The following is a 19000-nucleotide window of genomic DNA, read 5'->3' as shown; positions in this document are numbered from 1 at the left end:
TGAAGGTACGCCGGACTTTTAATTGGGCCCGGTGTTGTGAAGTGCGCTTTTGTGCCGTACTATGGCGCTTTGCGCATGCCTTCATATGCCCCTCAGCCTGCCCGGTGGCTGTTCGGTGGTCGGCAGCGCGAATCCACCTGCGAACCTTGTCGAAGGATTCCTCTTGGCCGCGCGCACCTCGTCGGGTGACTCCACCCCTCGCCGCATCTCTTTCGCTAAGATCTCAGAGCCTCTCGAGCTTCCCAAGCTCCTCGCCCTCCAGACCGACAGCTTCGACTGGCTGATCGGTAACGAGCGCTGGCAGGAGCAGGTCGCCGCCCGCGAAGCAGCGGGGGAGGACGTGTCTCACAAGTCCGGTCTACAGGAGATCTTCGAGGAGATCTCCCCGATCGAGGACTTCTCGGAGACGATGTCCCTCTCGTTCGAGAGCCCTGTCTTCTACGACCCCAAGTACACCGTCGAGGAGTGCAAGGAGAAGGACTTCACCTACTCCGCGCCTCTCTATGTCTCGGCGGAGTTCACCAACAACGACACCGGTGAGATCAAGGGCCAGACGGTCTTCATGGGCGACTTCCCGCTCATGACCGAGCAGGGCACCTTCGTCATCAACGGCACCGAGCGTGTTGTCGTCTCGCAGCTCGTCCGGTCCCCGGGCGTCTACTTCGAGCGCACCGCCGACAAGACGTCCGACAAGGACATCTACACCGCCAAGCTGATCCCCAGCCGCGGCGCCTGGCTCGAGTTCGAGATCGACAAGCGCGACCTGGTCGGCGTCCGTCTCGACCGCAAGCGCAAGCAGAACGTCACGGTGCTGCTCAAGGCCCTCGGCTGGACCAACGAGCAGATCCGCGAGGAGTTCGGCGAGTACGAGTCGATGATGCTGACCCTCGAGAAGGACAGCACCACCGCTCAGGATGACGCGCTGCTCGACATCTACCGCAAGCTGCGCCCGGGCGAGCCCCCGACGCGTGAGGCCGCGCAGACGCTGCTGAACAACTACTACTTCAACCCGAAGCGCTACGACACCGCCAAGGTCGGTCGCTACAAGGTCAACAAGAAGCTCGGTCTGACCGAGGCCTTCGACCAGCAGACCCTGACCGTCGACGACATCGTCGCGACGATCAAGTACGTCGTGGCCCTCCACGACGGGCGTACGCAGCTCGACATGCCGCAGGGCACGATCGACATCGCAGCCGACGACATCGACCACTTCGGCAACCGCCGGATGCGGACGGTCGGCGAGCTGATCCAGAACCAGCTGCGTACGGGCCTGGCTCGTATGGAGCGCGTGGTGCGCGAGCGGATGACGACCCAGGACGTCGAGGCGATCACGCCGCAGTCCCTGATCAACATCCGTCCCGTGGTCGCTGCGCTGAAGGAGTTCTTCGGCACCTCGCAGCTGTCGCAGTTCATGGACCAGAACAACCCGCTCGCGGGCCTGACGCACAAGCGGCGTCTGTCGGCTCTCGGCCCGGGTGGTCTCTCCCGTGACCGCGCCGGCATGGAGGTCCGAGACGTCCACCCGTCGCACTACGGCCGGATGTGTCCGATCGAGACCCCTGAAGGTCCCAACATCGGTCTGATCGGTTCGCTGGCCTCCTTCGGCCGGATCAACCCGTTCGGCTTCGTCGAGACGCCCTACCGCAAGGTCGAGAACGGTGTCGTCACCGACAAGATCGACTACCTGACCGCCGACGACGAGGACCGCTACGTCATCGCGCAGGCCAACGCGGCCGTCGACGAGAACATGAAGTTCGCGACCGAGCGCGTGCTGGTCCGCCAGCGCGACGGTGAGGTCTCCGAGCTCCTGGCCGACGAGGTCGACTACATCGACGTCTCGCCGCGCCAGATGGTGTCGGTCGCGACCGCGCTGATCCCGTTCCTCGAGCACGACGACGCCAACCGTGCGCTCATGGGCGCCAACATGCAGCGTCAGGCGGTGCCGCTGGTCCGCAGCGACTCGCCGCTGGTCGGCACGGGCATCGAGTACCGCGCGGCTGTCGACGCCGGTGACGTGCTCGTCGCGAAGAAGGCCGGTGTGGTCAAGGAGGTCTCCTCCGACCTGATCGAGACCCTCAACGACGACGGCACCTACACCTCGTACAAGCTCGCGAAGTTCGAGCGCTCCAACCAGGGCAACTGCGTCAACCAGCAGCCGCTGGTCGACGAGGGCGCCCGGGTCGAGGTCGGCTCCCCGCTGGCCGACGGTCCGGCGACCCAGGGTGCCGAGATGGCGCTGGGTGCCAACCTCCTGGTCGCCTTCCAGTCGTGGCAGGGCCACAACTACGAGGACGCGATCATCCTCTCCCAGCGTCTGGTGCAGCAGGACTACCTCACCTCGATCCACATCGAGGAGCACGAGGTCGACGCTCGCGACACCAAGCTGGGTCCGGAGGAGATCACCCGGGACATCCCGAACGTCTCCGAGGAGATGCTGGCCGACCTCGACGAGCGCGGCATCATCCGCATCGGCGCCGAGGTCACCACCGGTGACATCCTGGTCGGCAAGGTCACCCCGAAGGGCGAGACCGAGCTGACCCCGGAGGAGCGCCTGCTCCGTGCGATCTTCGGTGAGAAGGCGCGCGAGGTCCGCGACACCTCGATGAAGGTTCCGCACGGCGAGGAGGGCACCGTCATCGGTGTCCGCGTCTTCGACCGTGAGGAGGGCGACGAGCTGCCCCCGGGCGTGAACCAGCTGGTTCGGGTCTACGTGGCGCAGAAGCGCAAGATCTCCGTGGGTGACAAGCTCGCCGGCCGTCACGGCAACAAGGGCGTCATCGCGAAGATCCTGCCGGTCGAGGACATGCCGTTCATGGAGGACGGCACCCCGGTCGACGTGCTGCTCAACCCGCTCGGTGTTCCGCGTCGTATGAACATCGGACAGGTCCTGGAGCTCCACCTCGGCTGGCTCGCCAAGCAGGGCTGGGACCTCAACCTCTCCGAGGACCCCGAGGACAGCGCCTGGAAGCAGCGCCTCATCAAGATCCACGCCGACAAGGCCGAGCCGGGCACCAAGGTGGCCACGCCGGTCTTCGACGGTGCGCGTGAGGACGAGATCACCGGTCTGCTCAGCGCGACCCTCCCCAACCGGGACGGTCGGCGTGTGGTCGGCACCGACGGCAAGGCCCGCCTCTTCGACGGTCGCTCCGGCGAGCCGTTCCCGGAGCCGGTGGCCGTGGGCTACATGTACATCCTGAAGCTGCACCACCTGGTCGACGACAAGATCCACGCGCGTTCGACCGGTCCGTACTCGATGATCACCCAGCAGCCGCTCGGCGGTAAGGCCCAGTTCGGTGGCCAGCGCTTCGGTGAGATGGAGGTCTGGGCGATGGAGGCGTACGGCGCTGCCTACGCCCTGCAGGAGCTCCTGACCATCAAGTCGGACGACGTGCCCGGCCGCGTGAAGGTGTACGAGGCGATCGTCAAGGGCGAGAACATCCCCGACTCGGGTATCCCGGAGTCGTTCAAGGTTCTCGTCAAGGAGATGCAGTCGCTGTGCCTGAACGTCGAGGTGCTGAGCCAGGACGGTTCGGCGATCGAGCTTCGTGACGCGGAGGAAGACGTCTTCCGCGCCGCCGAGGAGCTCGGCATCGACCTCTCCCGTCGCGAGCCCTCTTCCGTAGAGGAAGTCTGACGAGCGGGGAGGTGCGCCCCCGGCGTACCTCCCCTCCCTCAGTCCCCTTTGAATTTTTCAAGTACTAACGAAGGAACTGGAAGCCACCGTGCTCGACGTCAACTTCTTCGATCAGCTCAAGATCGGCCTGGCCACCGCGGACGAGATCCGCGCGTGGAGCCACGGCGAGGTCAAGAAGCCTGAGACCATCAACTACCGCACGCTCAAGCCCGAGCGTGACGGCCTCTTCTGCGAGAAGATCTTCGGTCCCACCCGGGACTGGGAGTGCTACTGCGGCAAGTACAAGCGCGTGCGCTTCAAGGGCATCATCTGTGAGCGCTGTGGCGTCGAGGTCACCCGCTCCAAGGTGCGCCGCGAGCGGATGGGCCACATCGAGCTCGCCGCCCCGGTGACCCACATCTGGTACTTCAAGGGCGTTCCGTCGCGGCTGGGCTACCTGCTCGACCTCGCTCCGAAGGACCTGGAGAAGGTCATCTACTTCGCTGCGTACATGATCACCTCGGTCGACGAGGACGCGCGTCACCGCGACCTGTCCTCGCTCGAGGCCAAGGTCGACCAGCAGCGCAAGATGCTGACCGGCCGGCTCGACGTGGCGATCAACGACCGCGCCAAGAAGCTCGAGACCGACCTGGCCGCGCTCGAGGCCGAGGGCGCCAAGTCCGACGCCAAGCGCAAGGTCAAGGACGGCGCCGAGCGCGAGATGAAGCAGCTGCGTGACCGCACCGAGCGTGAGGTCAACCGTCTCGACGAGGTCTGGGACACCTTCAAGAACCTGAAGGTCCAGGACCTCATGGGCGACGAGCTGCTCTACCGCGAGATGAAGACCTGGTTCGGGAAGTACTTCGAGGGCCACATGGGCGCCACGGCGATCCAGAAGCGCCTCGAGAACTTCGACATCGAGGCCGAGGTCGAGAACCTGCGCGAGACCATCGCCACCGGCAAGGGTCAGCGCAAGGTCCGCGCGCTCAAGCGCCTCAAGGTCGTCGACGCCTTCCGCAAGACCGGCAACCAGCCGACCGGCATGGTGCTCGACGCCGTCCCGGTCATCCCGCCGGACCTGCGCCCGATGGTGCAGCTCGACGGTGGCCGGTTCGCGACCTCCGACCTCAACGACCTCTACCGTCGTGTGATCAACCGCAACAACCGCCTCAAGCGTCTTCTCGACCTCGGTGCCCCCGAGATCATCGTGAACAACGAGAAGCGGATGCTGCAGGAGGCCGTCGACTCGCTGTTCGACAACGGTCGTCGTGGCCGTCCGGTCACCGGGCCGGGCAACCGCCCGCTGAAGTCGCTCTCCGACATGCTCAAGGGCAAGCAGGGTCGCTTCCGTCAGAACCTGCTCGGTAAGCGCGTCGACTACTCCGGTCGTTCGGTCATCGTGTCGGGTCCGCAGCTCAAGCTGCACCAGTGCGGTCTGCCGAAGCAGATGGCCCTGGAGCTGTTCAAGCCGTTCGTGATGAAGCGCCTGGTGGACCTGAGCCACGCTCAGAACATCAAGTCCGCCAAGCGGATGGTCGAGCGTGCTCGCCCGGTCGTGTGGGACGTCCTCGAAGAGGTCATCACCGAGCACCCGGTTCTGCTGAACCGTGCGCCCACCCTGCACCGCCTCGGCATCCAGGCCTTCGAGCCGCAGCTGATCGAGGGTAAGGCCATCCAGCTGCACCCGCTCGTCTGCACCGCGTTCAACGCGGACTTCGACGGTGACCAGATGGCTGTCCACTTGCCGCTGTCGGCGGAGGCCCAGGCCGAGGCTCGCATCCTGATGCTCTCGACCAACAACATCCTCAAGCCGTCCGACGGTCGTCCGGTCACCATGCCGACCCAGGACATGATCATCGGTCTGTACTTCATCACCTCCGACCGCGAGGGTGAGGTCGGCGAGGGTCGTGCCTTCTCGTCCCCGGCCGAGGCCATCATGGCCTTCGACCACCTCGAGATCACGCTCCAGTCGAAGATCAAGATCCGCCTCGACGACATCGTCCCGCCGATCGGCTACGACGTGCCCGAGGGCTGGACCGCGGGCGACCCGATCGTCCTCGAGACCACGCTGGGCCGGGTGATCTTCAACGACACCCTCCCCGCCGACTACCCCTTCGTGAACTACGAGGTCGGTAAGAAGCAGCTCGGCGCGATCATCAACGACCTGGCCGAGCGTTACACCAAGGTCGAGGTCGCGGCGTCGCTGGACGCGCTCAAGGACAACGGCTTCCACTGGGCCACCCGCTCGGGTGTCACGGTCTCCATCGACGACGTCACCACGCCGCCGAACAAGGCCGAGATCCTGGAGACGTTCGAGACGCAGGCTGCCAAGGTGCAGAAGCAGTTCGAGCGTGGTCTGGTCACCGACGAGGAGCGCCGTCAGGAGCTCGTCGAGATCTGGACCGAGGCCGCCAAGGTCGTCGGTGCTGCCATGGAGGCGGCGTTCGACCGCAAGAACCCGATCTTCATGCAGGTCACCTCGGGTGCTTCGGGTAACTTCAACCAGATCCGCCAGGTCGGCGCCATGCGAGGCCTGGTGGCCAACCCGAAGGGCGAGATCATCCCGCGGCCGATCAAGTCGAACTTCCGCGAGGGTCTCTCCGTCCTGGAGTACTTCATCTCCACCCACGGTGCTCGTAAGGGTCTGGCCGACACCGCGCTGCGTACCGCCGACTCGGGTTACCTGACCCGTCGTCTGGTGGACGTCTCGCAGGACGTCATCATCCGTGAGGACGACTGCGGCACCGAGCGCGGTCTGCCCAAGGTCATCGGTGTCGACCAGGGCGGCGTCGTCGTCAAGGACGACAACGCCGAGACCGCTGCGTACGCTCGCACGGCTGCCGTCGACATCGAGCACCCGTCGACCGGCGAGGTTCTGGCTGTCGCCGGCGAGGACCTGGGCGACGTCAAGATCGAGGAGCTGGTTCGCGCCGGCATCACCGAGGTCAAGGTCCGTTCGGTCCTCACCTGTGAGGCCCGCACGGGTACGTGTGCCAAGTGCTACGGCCGCTCGCTGGCCACCGGCAAGCTCGTCGACATCGGTGAGGCGGTCGGCATCATCGCGGCCCAGTCCATCGGTGAGCCCGGCACCCAGCTGACCATGCGTACGTTCCACACCGGTGGTGTGGCCTCGGCCGACGACATCACGCAGGGTCTGCCGCGTGTCGTCGAGCTCTTCGAGGCGCGTACGCCGAAGGGTGTCACGCCGATCTCCGAGGTCGCCGGACGCGTCGAGATCGAGGAGACCGACAAGGCCCGCAAGGTCCTGGTCACCCCGGACGACGGCTCCGAGGTCAAGGAGTACGTCGTGTCGCGCCGCTCGCGTCTGCGGGTTGGCGACGGCGACCACATCGAGGTCGGTGCTCCGCTGACCATCGGTACGCCGGACCCCAAGGAGGTCCTCCGGATCCTCGGTGTCCGCAAGACCCAGCAGCACCTCGTCGACGAGGTTCAGCAGGTCTACCGGTCGCAGGGTGTGTCCATCCACGACAAGCACATCGAGATCATCGTGCGGCAGATGCTGCGCCGGATCACGGTGCTCGAGTCCGGTGACACCAACCTGCTGCCGTCCGACCTGGCCGACCGCATCGACTTCGAGTCGGAGAACCGGCGCGTGGTCTCCGAGGGCGGCAAGCCGGCCTCGGGTCGTCCGGAGCTGATGGGCATCACCAAGGCCTCGCTGGCCACCGAGTCCTGGCTGTCGGCGGCCTCCTTCCAGGAGACCACCCGCGTCCTCACCGACGCTGCCATCAACGGCCGCTCCGACTCGCTGCGCGGTCTGAAGGAGAACGTCATCATCGGTAAGCTCATCCCGGCCGGCACCGGCCTGGAGCGCTACCGCAACATCAAGGTCGAGCCGACCGATGAGGCTCGTGCCGCGGCGTACTCCGTCACCGGTTACGACAACTACGACTACGAGTTCGGCAACACCGGCGGCCAGGCCGTCGCGCTGGACGACTTCGACTTCGGTTCATACCAGTCGTGATCCAGTAGTCAGATGAAGGCCCCGCCTCCCTCGGGAGGCGGGGCCTTCGTCCTTTTCAGGGTACGAGGAGCCAACGGCCGTCGGATCCCGGTGCCGCCTCCGCCTCCTGGTAGGCCTCGGCGGCCTTGCTCAGCGGTCGGGTCGCGGCGATCCGGGTCGGCACAGTGCCGTCTGCCGCCAGCCGGAGGAGGTCGGCGAGCACCGCCCCGTCGGGCTGGTTCAGCGCGGTCGAGACCTCGATACCGCGCTCAGGTGCCGGTGCCCGGCCGGGCTTGACGCTGACGTAGCGGCCGCCGTCGCGTACGCCTGCCAGAGCTGGCTCGTTGAGCGCCGCCAGGTCCAGGACGGCGTCGTGCGCGTGCGGCTCGATCTCGGTGACGGTGTGGTCGGCACCGGTGGCGAGGTGCTCGGTGCCGGGGCGTACCAGGGCGTCGACCGTCCAGCCGTCGGCCTTGGCCAGCCCCAGTGCCCACAGGCCGACGCCGCCAGCGGCCCCGGTGACGAGGAGGCTGCCGCGTTCGGTGCCGAGCAGGTCGAGTGCCTGGCGGGCGGTGAGCGCGTTGAGCGGAGCCGCGGCGGCCGCCTCGAGGGTGAGCCCCTCGGGCACGGCCGCTGCGGCGGAGGCGGGGAGCACGACCTCGGTCGCATGGGCGCGGGCGCCGGCGGCCGGGTTGCCGTGGAGACCGGCGACGCGGTCGCCGACCGCGAATCCAGAGACGGCCTCGCCGACCTCGGTGACCAGGCCGCTGAAGTCGAAGCCGAGGCCGATCACATCGGGAAGGCCGATGGCCGCGTGGTCGCCGGCGACGAAGGCGTCGAAGAGGGTGAAGCCGGCGGCGGCCACCTCGACCCGGATGTCGTCGGGGCCGATCGGCTGAGCCGGGAGCTCCTCGAGGCGCGGGGTCGGGTCGCCGGTGCGGGAGATGAGTGCGTACATGGTGTTCGTCCTTCGTGATGGTCGGCTGGTTGCACGTACTACTTTCGGTGCCCTACTCTCCTTTGGGAAGAAGGCACTTTGAAGTGGCGTACGCACCTGGAGGTCTGCCATGGGGACGACGACGGCCGAACGACCGAGTGGATTCGACGCGTTCTCGGCGCTGTGTCCGAGTCGGCGGCTGCTGGACACGATCGGTGACAAATGGGTGAGCCTGGCGATCGTGGCGCTGGGGCTCTACGGGCCGCTGAGGTATTCGGAGCTCGCCTCGCAGATCGAGGGCGTGAGCCAGAAGATGCTGACCCAGTCGCTGCGGAGGATGGAGCGCGACGGTCTGCTGACCCGCACGGTGACCCCGTCGGTGCCGGTGCGGACCGACTACGAGCTCACCCCGCTCGGGCAGACGCTGCTGCCGGTCATCGGTCACCTCAAGGCCTGGGCCGAGGAGCACATGGCGGAGGTGGACGCGGCCCGGACGGCGTACGACAGCAGGGACTGAAGAAATCTCGAAACGAGATGCAACGGACCGGGACGCCCGCACGTCTCAGGGGTGGGACGATGAGTTGTCTGCTACTCGAGGAGCGACGATGCGGCGCATGCGGCTGTTGATGGTCGGTCTCGGGATCCTCGGCGTGCTCGCGGCGGGAGGTTGCGCGTCGACGACGGACGGGGCGGTCGACGCGTCACCATCTGCCTCCGGGACCGCGGACCCCTCCCAAGCGAGCGGCACCCCATCGTCCCCGACTCAGTCCTCACCGGCGGCCACGGGGGGTTCGCCGGTGGGGACTGAGTCCTCTGCTTCTTCTGACCGCGCGTCGGCGGATCGGAAGACACCGAAGTGCACCAACGCCGACCTGAAGGCCGGCTACCGCGCGACCGATGCCGGCGCCGGATCGCGGTTCGGCGAGATCACGCTGACCAACGTCTCCGACCGTGCGTGTGCCCTCGGTGGTTTCGGCGGGCTGTCGTACGTCGGGGGTGGCGACGGCACCCAGGTCGGCGCGCCCGCGGCACGTGAGGGCAAGTGGCGCACGGTGATCATGAAGCCGGGTCAGGTGGCGGTCAGCGAGGTCTCCGAGTCGACGGCCGAGAACTATCCGGCCTCGGCCTGCAAGCCGACCGAGGTGGACGGGTTCCGGGTCTACGTGCCCGACTCCTACGACTCCCAGTTCGTCCGTCACGAGACGACGGGGTGTGCGGACAAGAACGTGTCGCTCCTGTCTCATCACGCGTTCCACTAGCGGCCATCCGGCTGCGGGATCCTGTCGGGCATGAGACGTGTCCGAGCAGGCCTCCTCGTGTCCGCGACGCTCCTGGCGAGCTCCGCCATCACCCCGGCGTACGCCGAGAACGATCCGCGTACCTTCGATCTCCAGGCGCACCGCGGCGGCATCGCGCTGACGGTCGAGAACACGCTGCCGGCCTTCGAGCGGGCGCTCCAGCTGGGCGTGAGCACGCTCGAGCTCGACGTGCAGATCACCGAGGACGGCCATGCCGTCGTGACCCACGACCGGGACCCGAACCCGGCCAAGTGTGTCGACACCGCGCCGGCGTTCCCGGGCGACCCGGAGTTCCCGTACGTGCCGAACCGGACCTACATCAAGGACCTGACGCTCGCGCAGGTGCGCACCATCGACTGCGGGTCGCTGCGGCAGCCGCAGTTCCCCGACCAGGTGCTCTCGCCCGGGGAGCGGATGCCGCTGCTGTCGGAGGTGTTCGCGCTGGTCAACAGCTACCACGCCGGCCAGGTCACGCTGAACGTCGAGACCAAGGTCGAGGCGGGGGCGCCGGAGCAGACGGCGCCGCGCGAGCAGTTCGTCCGCGTCGTCCTGGCCGAGATCCGTCGGGCGCACATTCGCAACCAGGTCACGATCCAGAGCTTCGACTGGGGTGCGCTGAAGCGGTTCCGCGAGGTCGAGCCGCGACTGCCGATCGTGGCGCTGACCAACGGTCAGCAGTTCCTCCAGCAGGGACGGCCGGGCGCCTCGCCGTGGCTGGGCGGGATCGACATCGACGACTTCGAGGGATCGCTGCAGGCCCGGTACGTCGCGGCCGCGGACTCGTTCGGGGCGGATGCGGTCTCGCCGGTCCACGGCGACCCGCAGGGCGGCTCGGTGTCGGACCCGGGCTACGTGCCGTTCACGACCCAGGAGCTGGTCGACGCGGCGCACGCGCGCGGCATCGCGGTCGTGCCGTGGACGGTGGACGACGTCGCCACGATGGAGCATCTGATCGGGCTCGGGGTCGACGGACTGATCACCGACAGGCCGGATGTGCTGCGCGAGGTGCTGGCCGAGCACGGCTACAAGCTGCCCCGCATATACCGAGGTCATCGCTGAGAAAGTCGTTTACCCTCTGGGGTATGGCAGCTGATCTGGACAGACACGTCCGCGGGATCGTCGACGGTGTCGCCTACCTGGTGCTGGCGACCTCGGACCCCGATGGCCGGCCGCGTACGTCGCCGGTCTACTTCTCCCACGACGGCTACCGAGACCTCTACTGGGTCTCGGCGCCGGATGCGCAGCACTCCCGCAACCTCATCCGTGACCCGCGTGTGGCCGGGGTCATCTTCGACTCCTCGGTGCTCCCGGGGCACGGGGCGAGCGCTGCGTACGTCACCGGGATGGCGCGCCAGGTGCCCGACTTCGAGCTCGAGAAGCGCTGCGCGGTGGCCTTCCACCGGCTGGTCGGCACGGCTCGGGCGTTCAAGCCCGAGCAGCTGCGCGGCGAGGCGCCGCTCCGGCTGTACGTGATGGATGTCGAGCTCTGGGAGGCGCACCTTCCCGGCGTGGACCCGGACGACGAGACCGTGCCCGAGACCAGGATCGAGGCCGCCCCGGAGATCTGAGGTCCGGTCAGGCCGACGTCAGGCCGACGGACGGAAGAGGAGGTGGATCTCCTCGCGCAGCTCGAGCCGCTCGATGCCGATGTCGTAGACCGGCTCCAGGATCTCGGGCCGGAGCACCTCGTCGACGGTGCCGCGGGCGGCGACGCCGCGCCGGTCGAGCAGCACGAGGTCGTCGCAGTAGCGCGCTGCCAGGTTGAGGTCGTGGAGCACGACGACGGCCGTCGTCCCGAGCTTCCGCACCAGGGACAGGATCTCGTGCTGGTAGCGGATGTCGAGGTGGTTGGTCGGCTCGTCGAGCAGCAGGTGGGTCGCCTCCTGTGCCAGCGCCCGGGCGATGAGCACCCGCTGCCGCTCGCCCCCGGAGAGAGCGGCGAACGAACGCGGACCGAGGTGGGTCCCGCCGACCCGCTCCAGGCACTCCGCCGCGATCGTCAGGTCGTGCTCGCCGGCCCTGGCGAAGGCGGACAGGTGCGGCGTACGTCCCAGCAGGACCATCTCGCCGGCGGTGAGCGTCGTGTCGGTGCCGGACTCCTGGACGACGACGGCGAGGCGCCGGGCGACCTGCTTGGCGGGGAGCCCGGCGAGGTCGTCGCCGTCGATCTCGACGGTGCCCGTGCCCTGGAGGGCGCCGTAGAGCAGCCGGAGCAGGGTCGTCTTGCCGCTCCCGTTCGGGCCGATCAGACCGAGCACCCGGCCCTCGTGGGAGGCGACATCGACGTCCTCGAGGATCGTCGTGGTGCCGTACGTCCAGGACAGGCCCGCTGCCTCGATCACCGGCCGAACCTGTCGATGATCCGCTCGAGGCCGTCGACGGAGAGGGCGGAGGGCGGCTCGGTGAAGTTGAACAGCTGCGCCATCACGTCGCCGTTCTTGACCGCGGTGAGGTCCTCGGCGCCGGCGAGCTGGGTGATCGACTCCTCGACCTGCTTCGGGTCGCCGGCGTTGTGGAGCAGGATGATCACGTCGGGGTCGCGCTCGAGGAGATCCTCGGTCGAGACCTCGAAGACGCGCTCGTCGACGTCGGCGAAGACGTCCTCGAACCCGGCCGCCTCCAGCTGCGGGTGGGCCATCGACCTGGTGCCGTAGGCATAGGTCACGCCGCCGCCGACGGTGGGGTAGAGCACCGCCGCCGTACGTCCCTCGCCGACCTTCTGCTTCTCCAGCTCCGTCACGCGTTTGCGCAGGTCAGCGACAGCCTTGGCGGCCTCGTCCTCGCGGTCGAAGACCTTGCCGTAGGCCTCCAGCTGGCTGTAGACGTCGTCGAAGCCGGGGTCGTCGACGCCCTCGGGGCACATCGCCGGCTCCTCGAGGAGGTCGATGTCCACGGCGTCGAGGGTGTCGCGGGAGAGGTTGTCGACCTCGCCGAGGACCAGGTCGGGCTCCTCGGCGATCACGACCTCCTTGGAGATCTGCAGGTGACCGCTGGTGTCCATCTCGTCGGTGAGCAGCGGGATGTCCTCGAGCTCGGCCTGGGTCTCGGCGTCGTAGTAGTCGGCGGGATAGTCGCCGGCCCTGGCCACGACCTGGTCCATCACGCCGAGCGCGTGCAGATAGGGCACCGCGGAGCTCTTCAGCATCACGACGCGCTCCGGCGGAGCGTCGAAGATGACCTCGGCGCCACAGTTCTCGAGGGTGACCGGGAAGCCATCGGCGGTGGCCTCGTCGCCGGCGGCGTCGGCGCCGCACGCGGTGGTCGTAGCCAGCACGAGGGCGGCGGTGGCGAGCATGGGGCGGATCATTTCGGCTCCTTGATGGTCAGACGTCGCGCGCCGAGAAGCGTCGGATGAGGACGATGAGGAACGGGGCGCCCAGGAGCGCGGTGACGATCCCGATCGGGATCTCCTGGGGCTGGAGGAGCACACGGGCGAGCACGTCGGCCCAGACCAGCAGGATCGCGCCCATGAGGGCGGCGGCCGGGATCGCCACCGAGTGTGCGGAGCCGACGGCACGCCGGGCGAGGTGGGGCACGACCAGGCCGACGAAGCCGATGCTGCCGGCGGCCGAGACGACCACGCCCACGGTCAACGCCACGAGGGCCAGCAGCAGGGTGCGGAAGCGGTCGGGAGAGATGCCCAGGGTGTGGGCGGTCTCGTCGCCGATCGCGAGCGCGTCGAGGCCGCGTCCGGACAGGGTCAGCAGGACGGTGGTGGTGAGCACCGCGGCGGCCACGACGGCCAGCAGGCCGTCCCATTGGGCCAGGCCGAGCGAGCCGAGCAACCAGAACATCACCGACCGAGCGCCCTCGGCCGAGCCCGAGGCGAAGATCAGGAAGCTGGTCAGGCCGTAGAGCAGATAGCCGACCGCGACGCCGGAGAGCAGCAGCCGCAGCGACGTGACCCTGCCGCCGCTGCGGGCGAGCGCGAACACCAGGAACGAGGCCGCCAGGGCGCCGAGGAAGGCCGAGCCGGGCAGGGCGTACGCCCCCAGGCCGGTGCCCGCGCCGAAGAGGATCGCTGCCGCGGCGCCGCTGGAGGCGCCGGAGTTGATTCCGAGCAGATAGGGGTCGGCGAGCATGTTGCGGACCATCGCCTGCAGCGCCATGCCGGTGACGGCCAGGCCCGCGCCGACGAGCGCGCCGAGGAGCACGCGGGGGAGGCGTACCTTCCACACGATCGCCTCCTCGGTGGCCTTCCAGCCGGCCTCGGGCAGGCCCAGGAGGTGGTGGCCGAGGATCTGGGCGACCGTCCCTGGAGTGACGTACGCAGCCCCCAGTCCGACCGCCACGACGACCGTCGCGGCGGCGGCTGCGAGGAGGCCCAGGAGCCAGATGACGGCGCGCCGGCGGCGGCGACGTACGCCGAGAGGGTCGTGCACGTGGGGGGCCTTCCGAGACTGCATCCGGGCTATTGCGAAGAACTTGCAATAACCTAGCAGAGGCCGGGGCTGGCCGGAGGTGAGGGTTCTTTCGCGGGCCGTTGGCCGGTTCTGGGAAGATATGCGCATGACGTCGTCCCTTCCGCAGTCAGCTGATGTGCTCGTCGTGGGGGCGGGGCCTGCGGGCTCGGCCGCGGCGGCCTGGCTGGCGCGCGCCGGGGTCGATGTCCTGTTGACCGACGCCGCCGTCTTCCCGCGTGACAAGACCTGCGGTGACGGGCTGACCCCGCGCGCGACCCACGAGCTGATCCGGCTCGGGCTGGAGGACTGGCTGCGCGCGCACCCGGTCTCGAAGGGCCTGCGGGCGCACGGCTTCGGGCAGACGCTGCACCTGCCCTGGCCCGGCGGGACCTTGCCGTCGTGGGGCTCCGCTGTGCCGCGGACCGAGCTGGACGATCATCTGCGCACCGTGGCGATCAAGTCCGGCGGGACGGCGGTCGACGGGGTGCGGGCGGTCGACGTGCGCTGGGATGGTGCCCGGATTGCTGCGGTGATCTTCGAGGGCGGTCACGAGGTGACTTGCCGGTCGGTCGTGGTGGCCGACGGCGTGCGCTCGTCGCTCGGCAAGGTGCTGGGCCGGGAGTGGCACCGCGACACCGTCTACGGCGTCGCCGGACGGGCCTACATCGCCTCCGACCAGGCCGATGACGAATGGATCTCCTCCCACCTGGAGCTGCGTGACGAGTCCGGTGAGGCGTTGCCGGGATACGGCTGGATCTTCCCGCTCGGGTCGGGCGAGGTGAACATCGGCGCGGGTGCGCTGGCCACGTCGAAGCGGCCCGCGGACGTCGCGATCAAGCCGCTGATGAGGCACTACACCGAGCAGTGCCGCGAGGAGTTCGGGCTCACGGGTGAGCTGCGGGCGGAGAAGTCCGCGCTGTTGCCGATGGGTGGTGCCGTCTCCGGTGTCGCCGGCGCCAACTGGGCGCTGATCGGTGACGCCGCCGGGTGCGTGAACCCGCTCAACGGCGAAGGGATCGACTACGGCCTGGAGACCGGACGGATGGTCGCCGACGCGCTGATCGCGGGCGAGGACCTGGCCACAGCCTGGCCGGCGACCCTGCGTGAGCACTACGGCGAGGCGTTCTCCGTCGCCCGCCGTCTGGCCGGGATCGCGACCCGTCCGCGCCTGGTATCCACCCTCGGACCTGCAGGAATGCGCTCCGACTGGCTGATGACGCTGGCCCTTCGGTGGATGGGCAACCTGGTCACCGACGAGGATCGCGACCGAGCCGCCAAGGTGTGGCGCTGGGCCGGTCGCCGGTCGTTGGCTCTCGACTCCCGACCCCCGTTCAGCTGATGGCGACGCGGAATCGGGGCCGCAGCGGGCGGCGACGGAAGCTTCCGAAGGTGCAGCGGGTGGGGGCGTACGCCGTCATCATCCGGGCAGGCGCGGCCGCTGAGCCGGAGATCCTGCTCAGCCGGCTCTCGGAGAAGGTGACGCCGGAGGAGCGCTGGACGCTGCCCGGCGGCGGGATCGACCACGGCGAGGACCCGCGCGACGCGGTCGTGCGCGAGGTCTACGAGGAGGCCGGGGTGCCGGTCGAGGTCGGCGTCGAGGCGCGGGTCTACTCGGTCCACCAGGCCAAGGCCTGGCGGCTGGGCCGGCGGGTCAACTCCCACGCGATCCGGATCGTCTACGACGGCTGGGTTCCTCACGACGCTCCCGAGCCGCAGACGATGGAGGTCGACGGGTCCACAGCGGAGGCGGCCTGGCTGCCCCTGGCAGCGGTGACGAGTGGCGAGATCCCGACGTCTCCGCTGGTCACCGACGCCCTCGAGGTGCACAAGCCGTCCCGGATGCAGCGGTTGGCCGCGTACGCCTTCATCACCCGTCCCTCCGACGACGCGATCCTGCTCACCCGGATCTCGCCGCTCGGCTACCACTCGGGCACGTGGACGCTGCCCGGTGGCGGGGTCGACTTCGGCGAGCAGCCGCGCGAGGCGCTGATGCGCGAGGTGGTCGAGGAGTGCGGGCTCACCTGCGAGGTCGGCGCTCTGCTCGACGTACACGACGTGAACATCACCGGCACCGCCCCCAGCGGTCGTCACGAGGAGTTCCACGGCGTCCACCTGATCTTCGCCGCGACGGTCGCCGACGGCGCTGAACCGCGGGTGGTCGAGCAGAACGGCACCACCGACGACGTACGTTGGGTGAGCCGTGAGGAGCTGGCGACGCTGCCGCTGCTCGACGTGGTGGAGGCCGCGTTGTCCGCCGAAGCAACGGCCTAGCTGCCGACTCGGCTCGTCCTGACCGAGATCACCGCCGAGTCGGCGCGTCATGACGCGCCGACTCGACATGGATCTTGGTCAGTTTGCGCCGACTCGGCAGGGACGCAGCGCGTGGCCACTAGTCGAGATCGGCGAGGATGCCGACGCCTCGCTCCTCGGCTGCGGTGAGGATCACTCCTGCCGCGGCCGCGTCCTGGATGCCGACGCCGACGGAGAGGTAGGTGACGGGGCCGCCTGATCGACGGTCGAGGGAGGCGCTGCCGGTCAGGAGCGAGCCCAGGTCGACGATCCGGTCCGCATCGACCGACCCTGAGGCGACGGCTTCGACGACGGGGCCGGAGTCGGTCAGTGCCGAGGGGCGGTAGTCGACCACGACCGTGGAGCGCGACAGCAGCGACGGCGGCAGCTCGACGCGGTCGGGGGCGAAGGAGCCGACGCTGGCCACGGTGGTGCCGTCGGCGACCCAGGCGTCCTCGATCACCGGGGTGAGGGACGAGGTGCAGAGGACGACGATGTCGGCGGTGCGTACGGCCTCTTCCAGGTCTGCCGTCGCGGTGGCGCCGTGCTCGGCGGCGAGCTCGCTGGCGGCGGCCGCGTTCCGGCCGAAGACCCGGCGGTCGGCGTCGGGGTGGGTCACGGCGAAGGCCGCGAGGTGGGCCCGGGCCTGGGCGCCGGTGCCGACGACGAGCACGCTGCGGGCGTCGGGGGCGACCTGCTGCATGGCAAGGGTGGTCGCGGCCGAGGTGCGCAGACCGGTGACGCTGTCGCCGTTGATGATCGCGCGCGGTGCGCCGGTCTCGGCGTCGAGGACCGTGATGACCGAGTGCACCGCGCCGAGGCCACGGGCCGCATTCGAAGGGTTGACGCTGCCGAACTTGCTCACCGCGGGGGCGTCGCGAGCGATCCGGGAGGAGTAGCAGAACGAGACCGATTCGTCCGGCCCGGGCACGAGGAGCCGGGGAGGCTGGACGGCCTCCCCGGCTCCCAGCCGGGTGAACGCCTCGCGCTGGGACTCCAGGGCGAGCTCGGGCGTGAAGATGCTGCGTACGTCGGTGGCGGAGAGGATCCTGACGGTCACCCCGCCCACCGTAGACCCGTCAGACGGAGGTCTTTTCCGGGGTCTCCTCGAGCGCCACGTCCTTGGTCTCCTTGCCGATCACCAGCGAGATCAGGGTGATCACGGCCATCACGGAGAGGTAGACGCCGACCAGGACCGGCGAGCCGTCGGCCTGCTTCCACAGCGCGACCGCGATGAACGGCGCGACCGCGGCGCCCAGGATCGAGGCGACGTTGTAGGAGATGCCGGAGCCGGTGTAGCGCACGCTGGTCGGGAACAGCTCCGGCAGCAGCGCGCCCATCGGGCCGAAGGTGAGGCCCATCAGGGAGAAGCCGAGGACGAGCCAGAGGAGCACGCCGACGGTGCCGGCGTTGACCAGCGGCACCCAGGCCAGGCCGAAGACGATGATCCCGAGGGTGACCGCGATCAGCAGCCGGCGGCGGCCGAAGCGCTCGGCCAGCGGCCCGGAGACGATGGTGAAGATGCCGAAGAAGATCACGCCGAAGATCAGCATCAGCACGAAGGTCGTGTAGCCGTAGCCCAGGCCGGGCACCGGGAGGTCCGTGCCGGTGGTGCCGAACGACAGCGAGAACGCGGTCATCAGGTAGAAGAGGACGTACGTCGCCAGCATGAAGAAGGTGCCGAGGACCAGCTGCTTGCCCTGGTTGCGCACGACCGAGGCGAGTGGGACCTTGCGGACCAGGCCGGCGTCCTGGCTCTTTGTGAACACGTCGCTCTCGACCAGGCGCAGCCGGACCCACAGACCGACGATGACCATGACCGCGGAGAAGAGGAACGGCACCCGCCAGCCCCACGCCAGGAAGGCGTCGGAGGGCTTGGTCGGGTCGGCACCCTCGGCGGAGAGCAGCGCCGCGATCGCCAGGAACAGGCCGTTGGAGAGGATGAAGCCCAGCGGCGCGCCGAGCTGCGGGAACGTGCCGAAGATCGCGCGCTTGCCCTCGGGGGCGTTCTCGGTCGCGACCAGGGCGGCACCGCTCCACTCGCCGCCGAGCGCGAAGCCCTGGGCCAGGCGCATCAGCACGAGCAGCGCGGTCGCGACCCAGCCGACCGTCTCGTACGTCGGGAGCGCACCGATCAGGAAGGTCGCGATGCCCATGGTGAGCAGCGAGATGACCAGGGTCGTCTTGCGGCCGAGCCGGTCGCCGAGGTGGCCGAAGAAGATCGCGCCCACCGGGCGGGCGACCATCGCCGCGCCGAAGACGGCGAAGCTCGCCAGGAGGGCCGTGGTCGGGTCGCCGGCCGGGAAGAAGAGGGCGGGGAAGACGAGGACGGCTGCGGTCGCGTACGCGTAGAAGTCGTAGAACTCGATCGTCGTGCCGACGAGGCTGGCGACGAGCACGCGCGAGCGCGGGTTGGCCGGTGCGGGGGTGGCGGACATGGTCTCTCTCCGAGGTCTGGAAGGGCCCGCGCTCTCGCGGGCCGTCCCATTATATGAG

The 19000-nt window shown here is 68.8% G+C and carries 14 protein-coding genes; 8 read left to right on the top strand and 6 right to left on the bottom strand.

The genetic code is table 11. The features are described 5' to 3' along the window. Positions 1-163: 163 nt before the first annotated feature. Together rpoB and ABT304_RS03465 are read left to right on the top strand one after the other, a co-directional pair. Positions 164-3634 (top strand): DNA-directed RNA polymerase subunit beta, encoded by a 3471-nt coding sequence (gene rpoB / locus ABT304_RS03470; RefSeq protein ID WP_350713356.1) that lies wholly within the window; start codon positions 164-166, stop codon positions 3632-3634. An 88-nt stretch (positions 3635-3722) separates the two neighbouring features. Further along, positions 3723-7598 (top strand): DNA-directed RNA polymerase subunit beta', encoded by a 3876-nt coding sequence (locus ABT304_RS03465; RefSeq protein ID WP_350713355.1) that lies wholly within the window; start codon positions 3723-3725, stop codon positions 7596-7598. Between the two features lie 55 nt (positions 7599-7653). Here the strand turns inward: ABT304_RS03465 and ABT304_RS03460 are convergent, their stop codons facing one another. Continuing rightward, complete coding sequence (locus ABT304_RS03460; protein ID WP_350713354.1) at positions 7654-8535, bottom strand: alcohol dehydrogenase catalytic domain-containing protein; 882 nt, start codon at positions 8533-8535, stop codon at positions 7654-7656. Positions 8536-8644: 109 nt separating this feature from the next. On the opposite strand from ABT304_RS03460, the gene ABT304_RS03455 reads away from it, so the two are divergent. The 4 genes from ABT304_RS03455 (at position 8645) to ABT304_RS03440 (ending at position 11380) form a co-directional block, all read left to right on the top strand. Continuing rightward, entirely contained in the window at positions 8645-9031 is a 387-nt protein-coding gene (locus ABT304_RS03455; RefSeq protein WP_350713353.1) for a winged helix-turn-helix transcriptional regulator, read from the top strand. Positions 9032-9311: 280 nt separating this feature from the next. After that, positions 9312-9773 carry a DUF4232 domain-containing protein gene (locus ABT304_RS03450; protein WP_350713352.1) on the top strand — a complete coding sequence of 154 codons (462 nt, stop codon included), beginning with the start codon at positions 9312-9314 and terminating at the stop codon, positions 9771-9773. Between the two features lie 57 nt (positions 9774-9830). Further along, a complete protein-coding gene (locus tag ABT304_RS03445) occupies positions 9831-10871 on the top strand; it encodes a glycerophosphodiester phosphodiesterase family protein (protein ID WP_350713351.1) in 1041 nt (346 codons plus the stop codon). Positions 10872-10894: 23 nt separating this feature from the next. Continuing rightward, positions 10895-11380: a pyridoxamine 5'-phosphate oxidase family protein gene (locus ABT304_RS03440; RefSeq protein ID WP_350713350.1), complete on the top strand. Its 486-nt coding sequence runs from the start codon at positions 10895-10897 to the stop codon at positions 11378-11380. An 18-nt stretch (positions 11381-11398) separates the two neighbouring features. Here ABT304_RS03440 and ABT304_RS03435 read toward each other — a convergent pair whose 3' ends face one another. From ABT304_RS03435 to ABT304_RS03425, 3 genes are read right to left on the bottom strand one after another with little or no spacing between them, the layout of a single operon-like run. After that, a complete protein-coding gene (locus ABT304_RS03435; protein ID WP_350713349.1) occupies positions 11399-12154 on the bottom strand; it encodes an ABC transporter ATP-binding protein in 756 nt (251 codons plus the stop codon). Further along, entirely contained in the window at positions 12151-13119 is a 969-nt protein-coding gene (locus tag ABT304_RS03430; protein ID WP_350713348.1) for an ABC transporter substrate-binding protein, read from the bottom strand. Before ABT304_RS03430 ends, ABT304_RS03435 begins: the two co-directional genes overlap by 4 nt. Before the next feature lie 16 nt (positions 13120-13135). Beyond that, entirely contained in the window at positions 13136-14194 is a 1059-nt protein-coding gene (locus ABT304_RS03425) for a FecCD family ABC transporter permease (RefSeq protein ID WP_350713347.1), read from the bottom strand. A 127-nt stretch (positions 14195-14321) separates the two neighbouring features. Between ABT304_RS03425 and ABT304_RS03420 the strand changes: the two genes are divergently transcribed. Beyond that, entirely contained in the window at positions 14322-15554 is a 1233-nt protein-coding gene (locus ABT304_RS03420) for a geranylgeranyl reductase family protein (RefSeq protein WP_350713346.1), read from the top strand. Continuing rightward, a complete protein-coding gene (locus ABT304_RS03415; protein WP_350713345.1) occupies positions 15554-16486 on the top strand; it encodes an NUDIX domain-containing protein in 933 nt (310 codons plus the stop codon). Before ABT304_RS03420 ends, ABT304_RS03415 begins: the two co-directional genes overlap by 1 nt. A gap of 118 nt (positions 16487-16604) precedes the next feature. On the opposite strand, the gene ABT304_RS03410 is transcribed toward ABT304_RS03415, so the two are convergent. Beyond that, positions 16605-17564, bottom strand: a complete 960-nt coding sequence (locus ABT304_RS03410) for an ornithine cyclodeaminase family protein (protein WP_350713344.1) — start codon at positions 17562-17564, stop codon at positions 16605-16607. Positions 17565-17583: 19 nt separating this feature from the next. Beyond that, positions 17584-18942 carry an MFS transporter gene (locus tag ABT304_RS03405; RefSeq protein WP_350713343.1) on the bottom strand — a complete coding sequence of 453 codons (1359 nt, stop codon included), beginning with the start codon at positions 18940-18942 and terminating at the stop codon, positions 17584-17586. Positions 18943-19000 lie beyond the last annotated feature (58 nt).

Origin of the sequence: Nocardioides sp. NPDC000445 (assembly GCF_040300245.1) — a bacterium.
Classification (GTDB): Bacteria; Actinomycetota; Actinomycetes; order Propionibacteriales; family Nocardioidaceae; genus Nocardioides.
Note: the sequence above shows the minus strand (reverse complement) of the source record. Positions and strands in the feature narration are given on the sequence as shown.

Excerpts from the sequence above, each read along its gene's own strand:
- ABT304_RS03420 (WP_350713346.1), top strand. The coding sequence starts at position 14,322 with ATGACGTCGTCCCTTCCGCAGTCAGCTGATGTGCTCGTCGTGGGGGCG.
- ABT304_RS03430 (WP_350713348.1), bottom strand. The coding sequence starts at position 13,119 with ATGATCCGCCCCATGCTCGCCACCGCCGCCCTCGTGCTGGCTACGACC.
- ABT304_RS03405 (WP_350713343.1), bottom strand. The coding sequence starts at position 18,942 with ATGTCCGCCACCCCCGCACCGGCCAACCCGCGCTCGCGCGTGCTCGTC.
- ABT304_RS03415 (WP_350713345.1), top strand. The coding sequence starts at position 15,554 with ATGGCGACGCGGAATCGGGGCCGCAGCGGGCGGCGACGGAAGCTTCCG.
- ABT304_RS03455 (WP_350713353.1), top strand. The coding sequence starts at position 8,645 with ATGGGGACGACGACGGCCGAACGACCGAGTGGATTCGACGCGTTCTCG.
- ABT304_RS03440 (WP_350713350.1), top strand. The coding sequence starts at position 10,895 with ATGGCAGCTGATCTGGACAGACACGTCCGCGGGATCGTCGACGGTGTC.
- ABT304_RS03460 (WP_350713354.1), bottom strand. The coding sequence starts at position 8,535 with ATGTACGCACTCATCTCCCGCACCGGCGACCCGACCCCGCGCCTCGAG.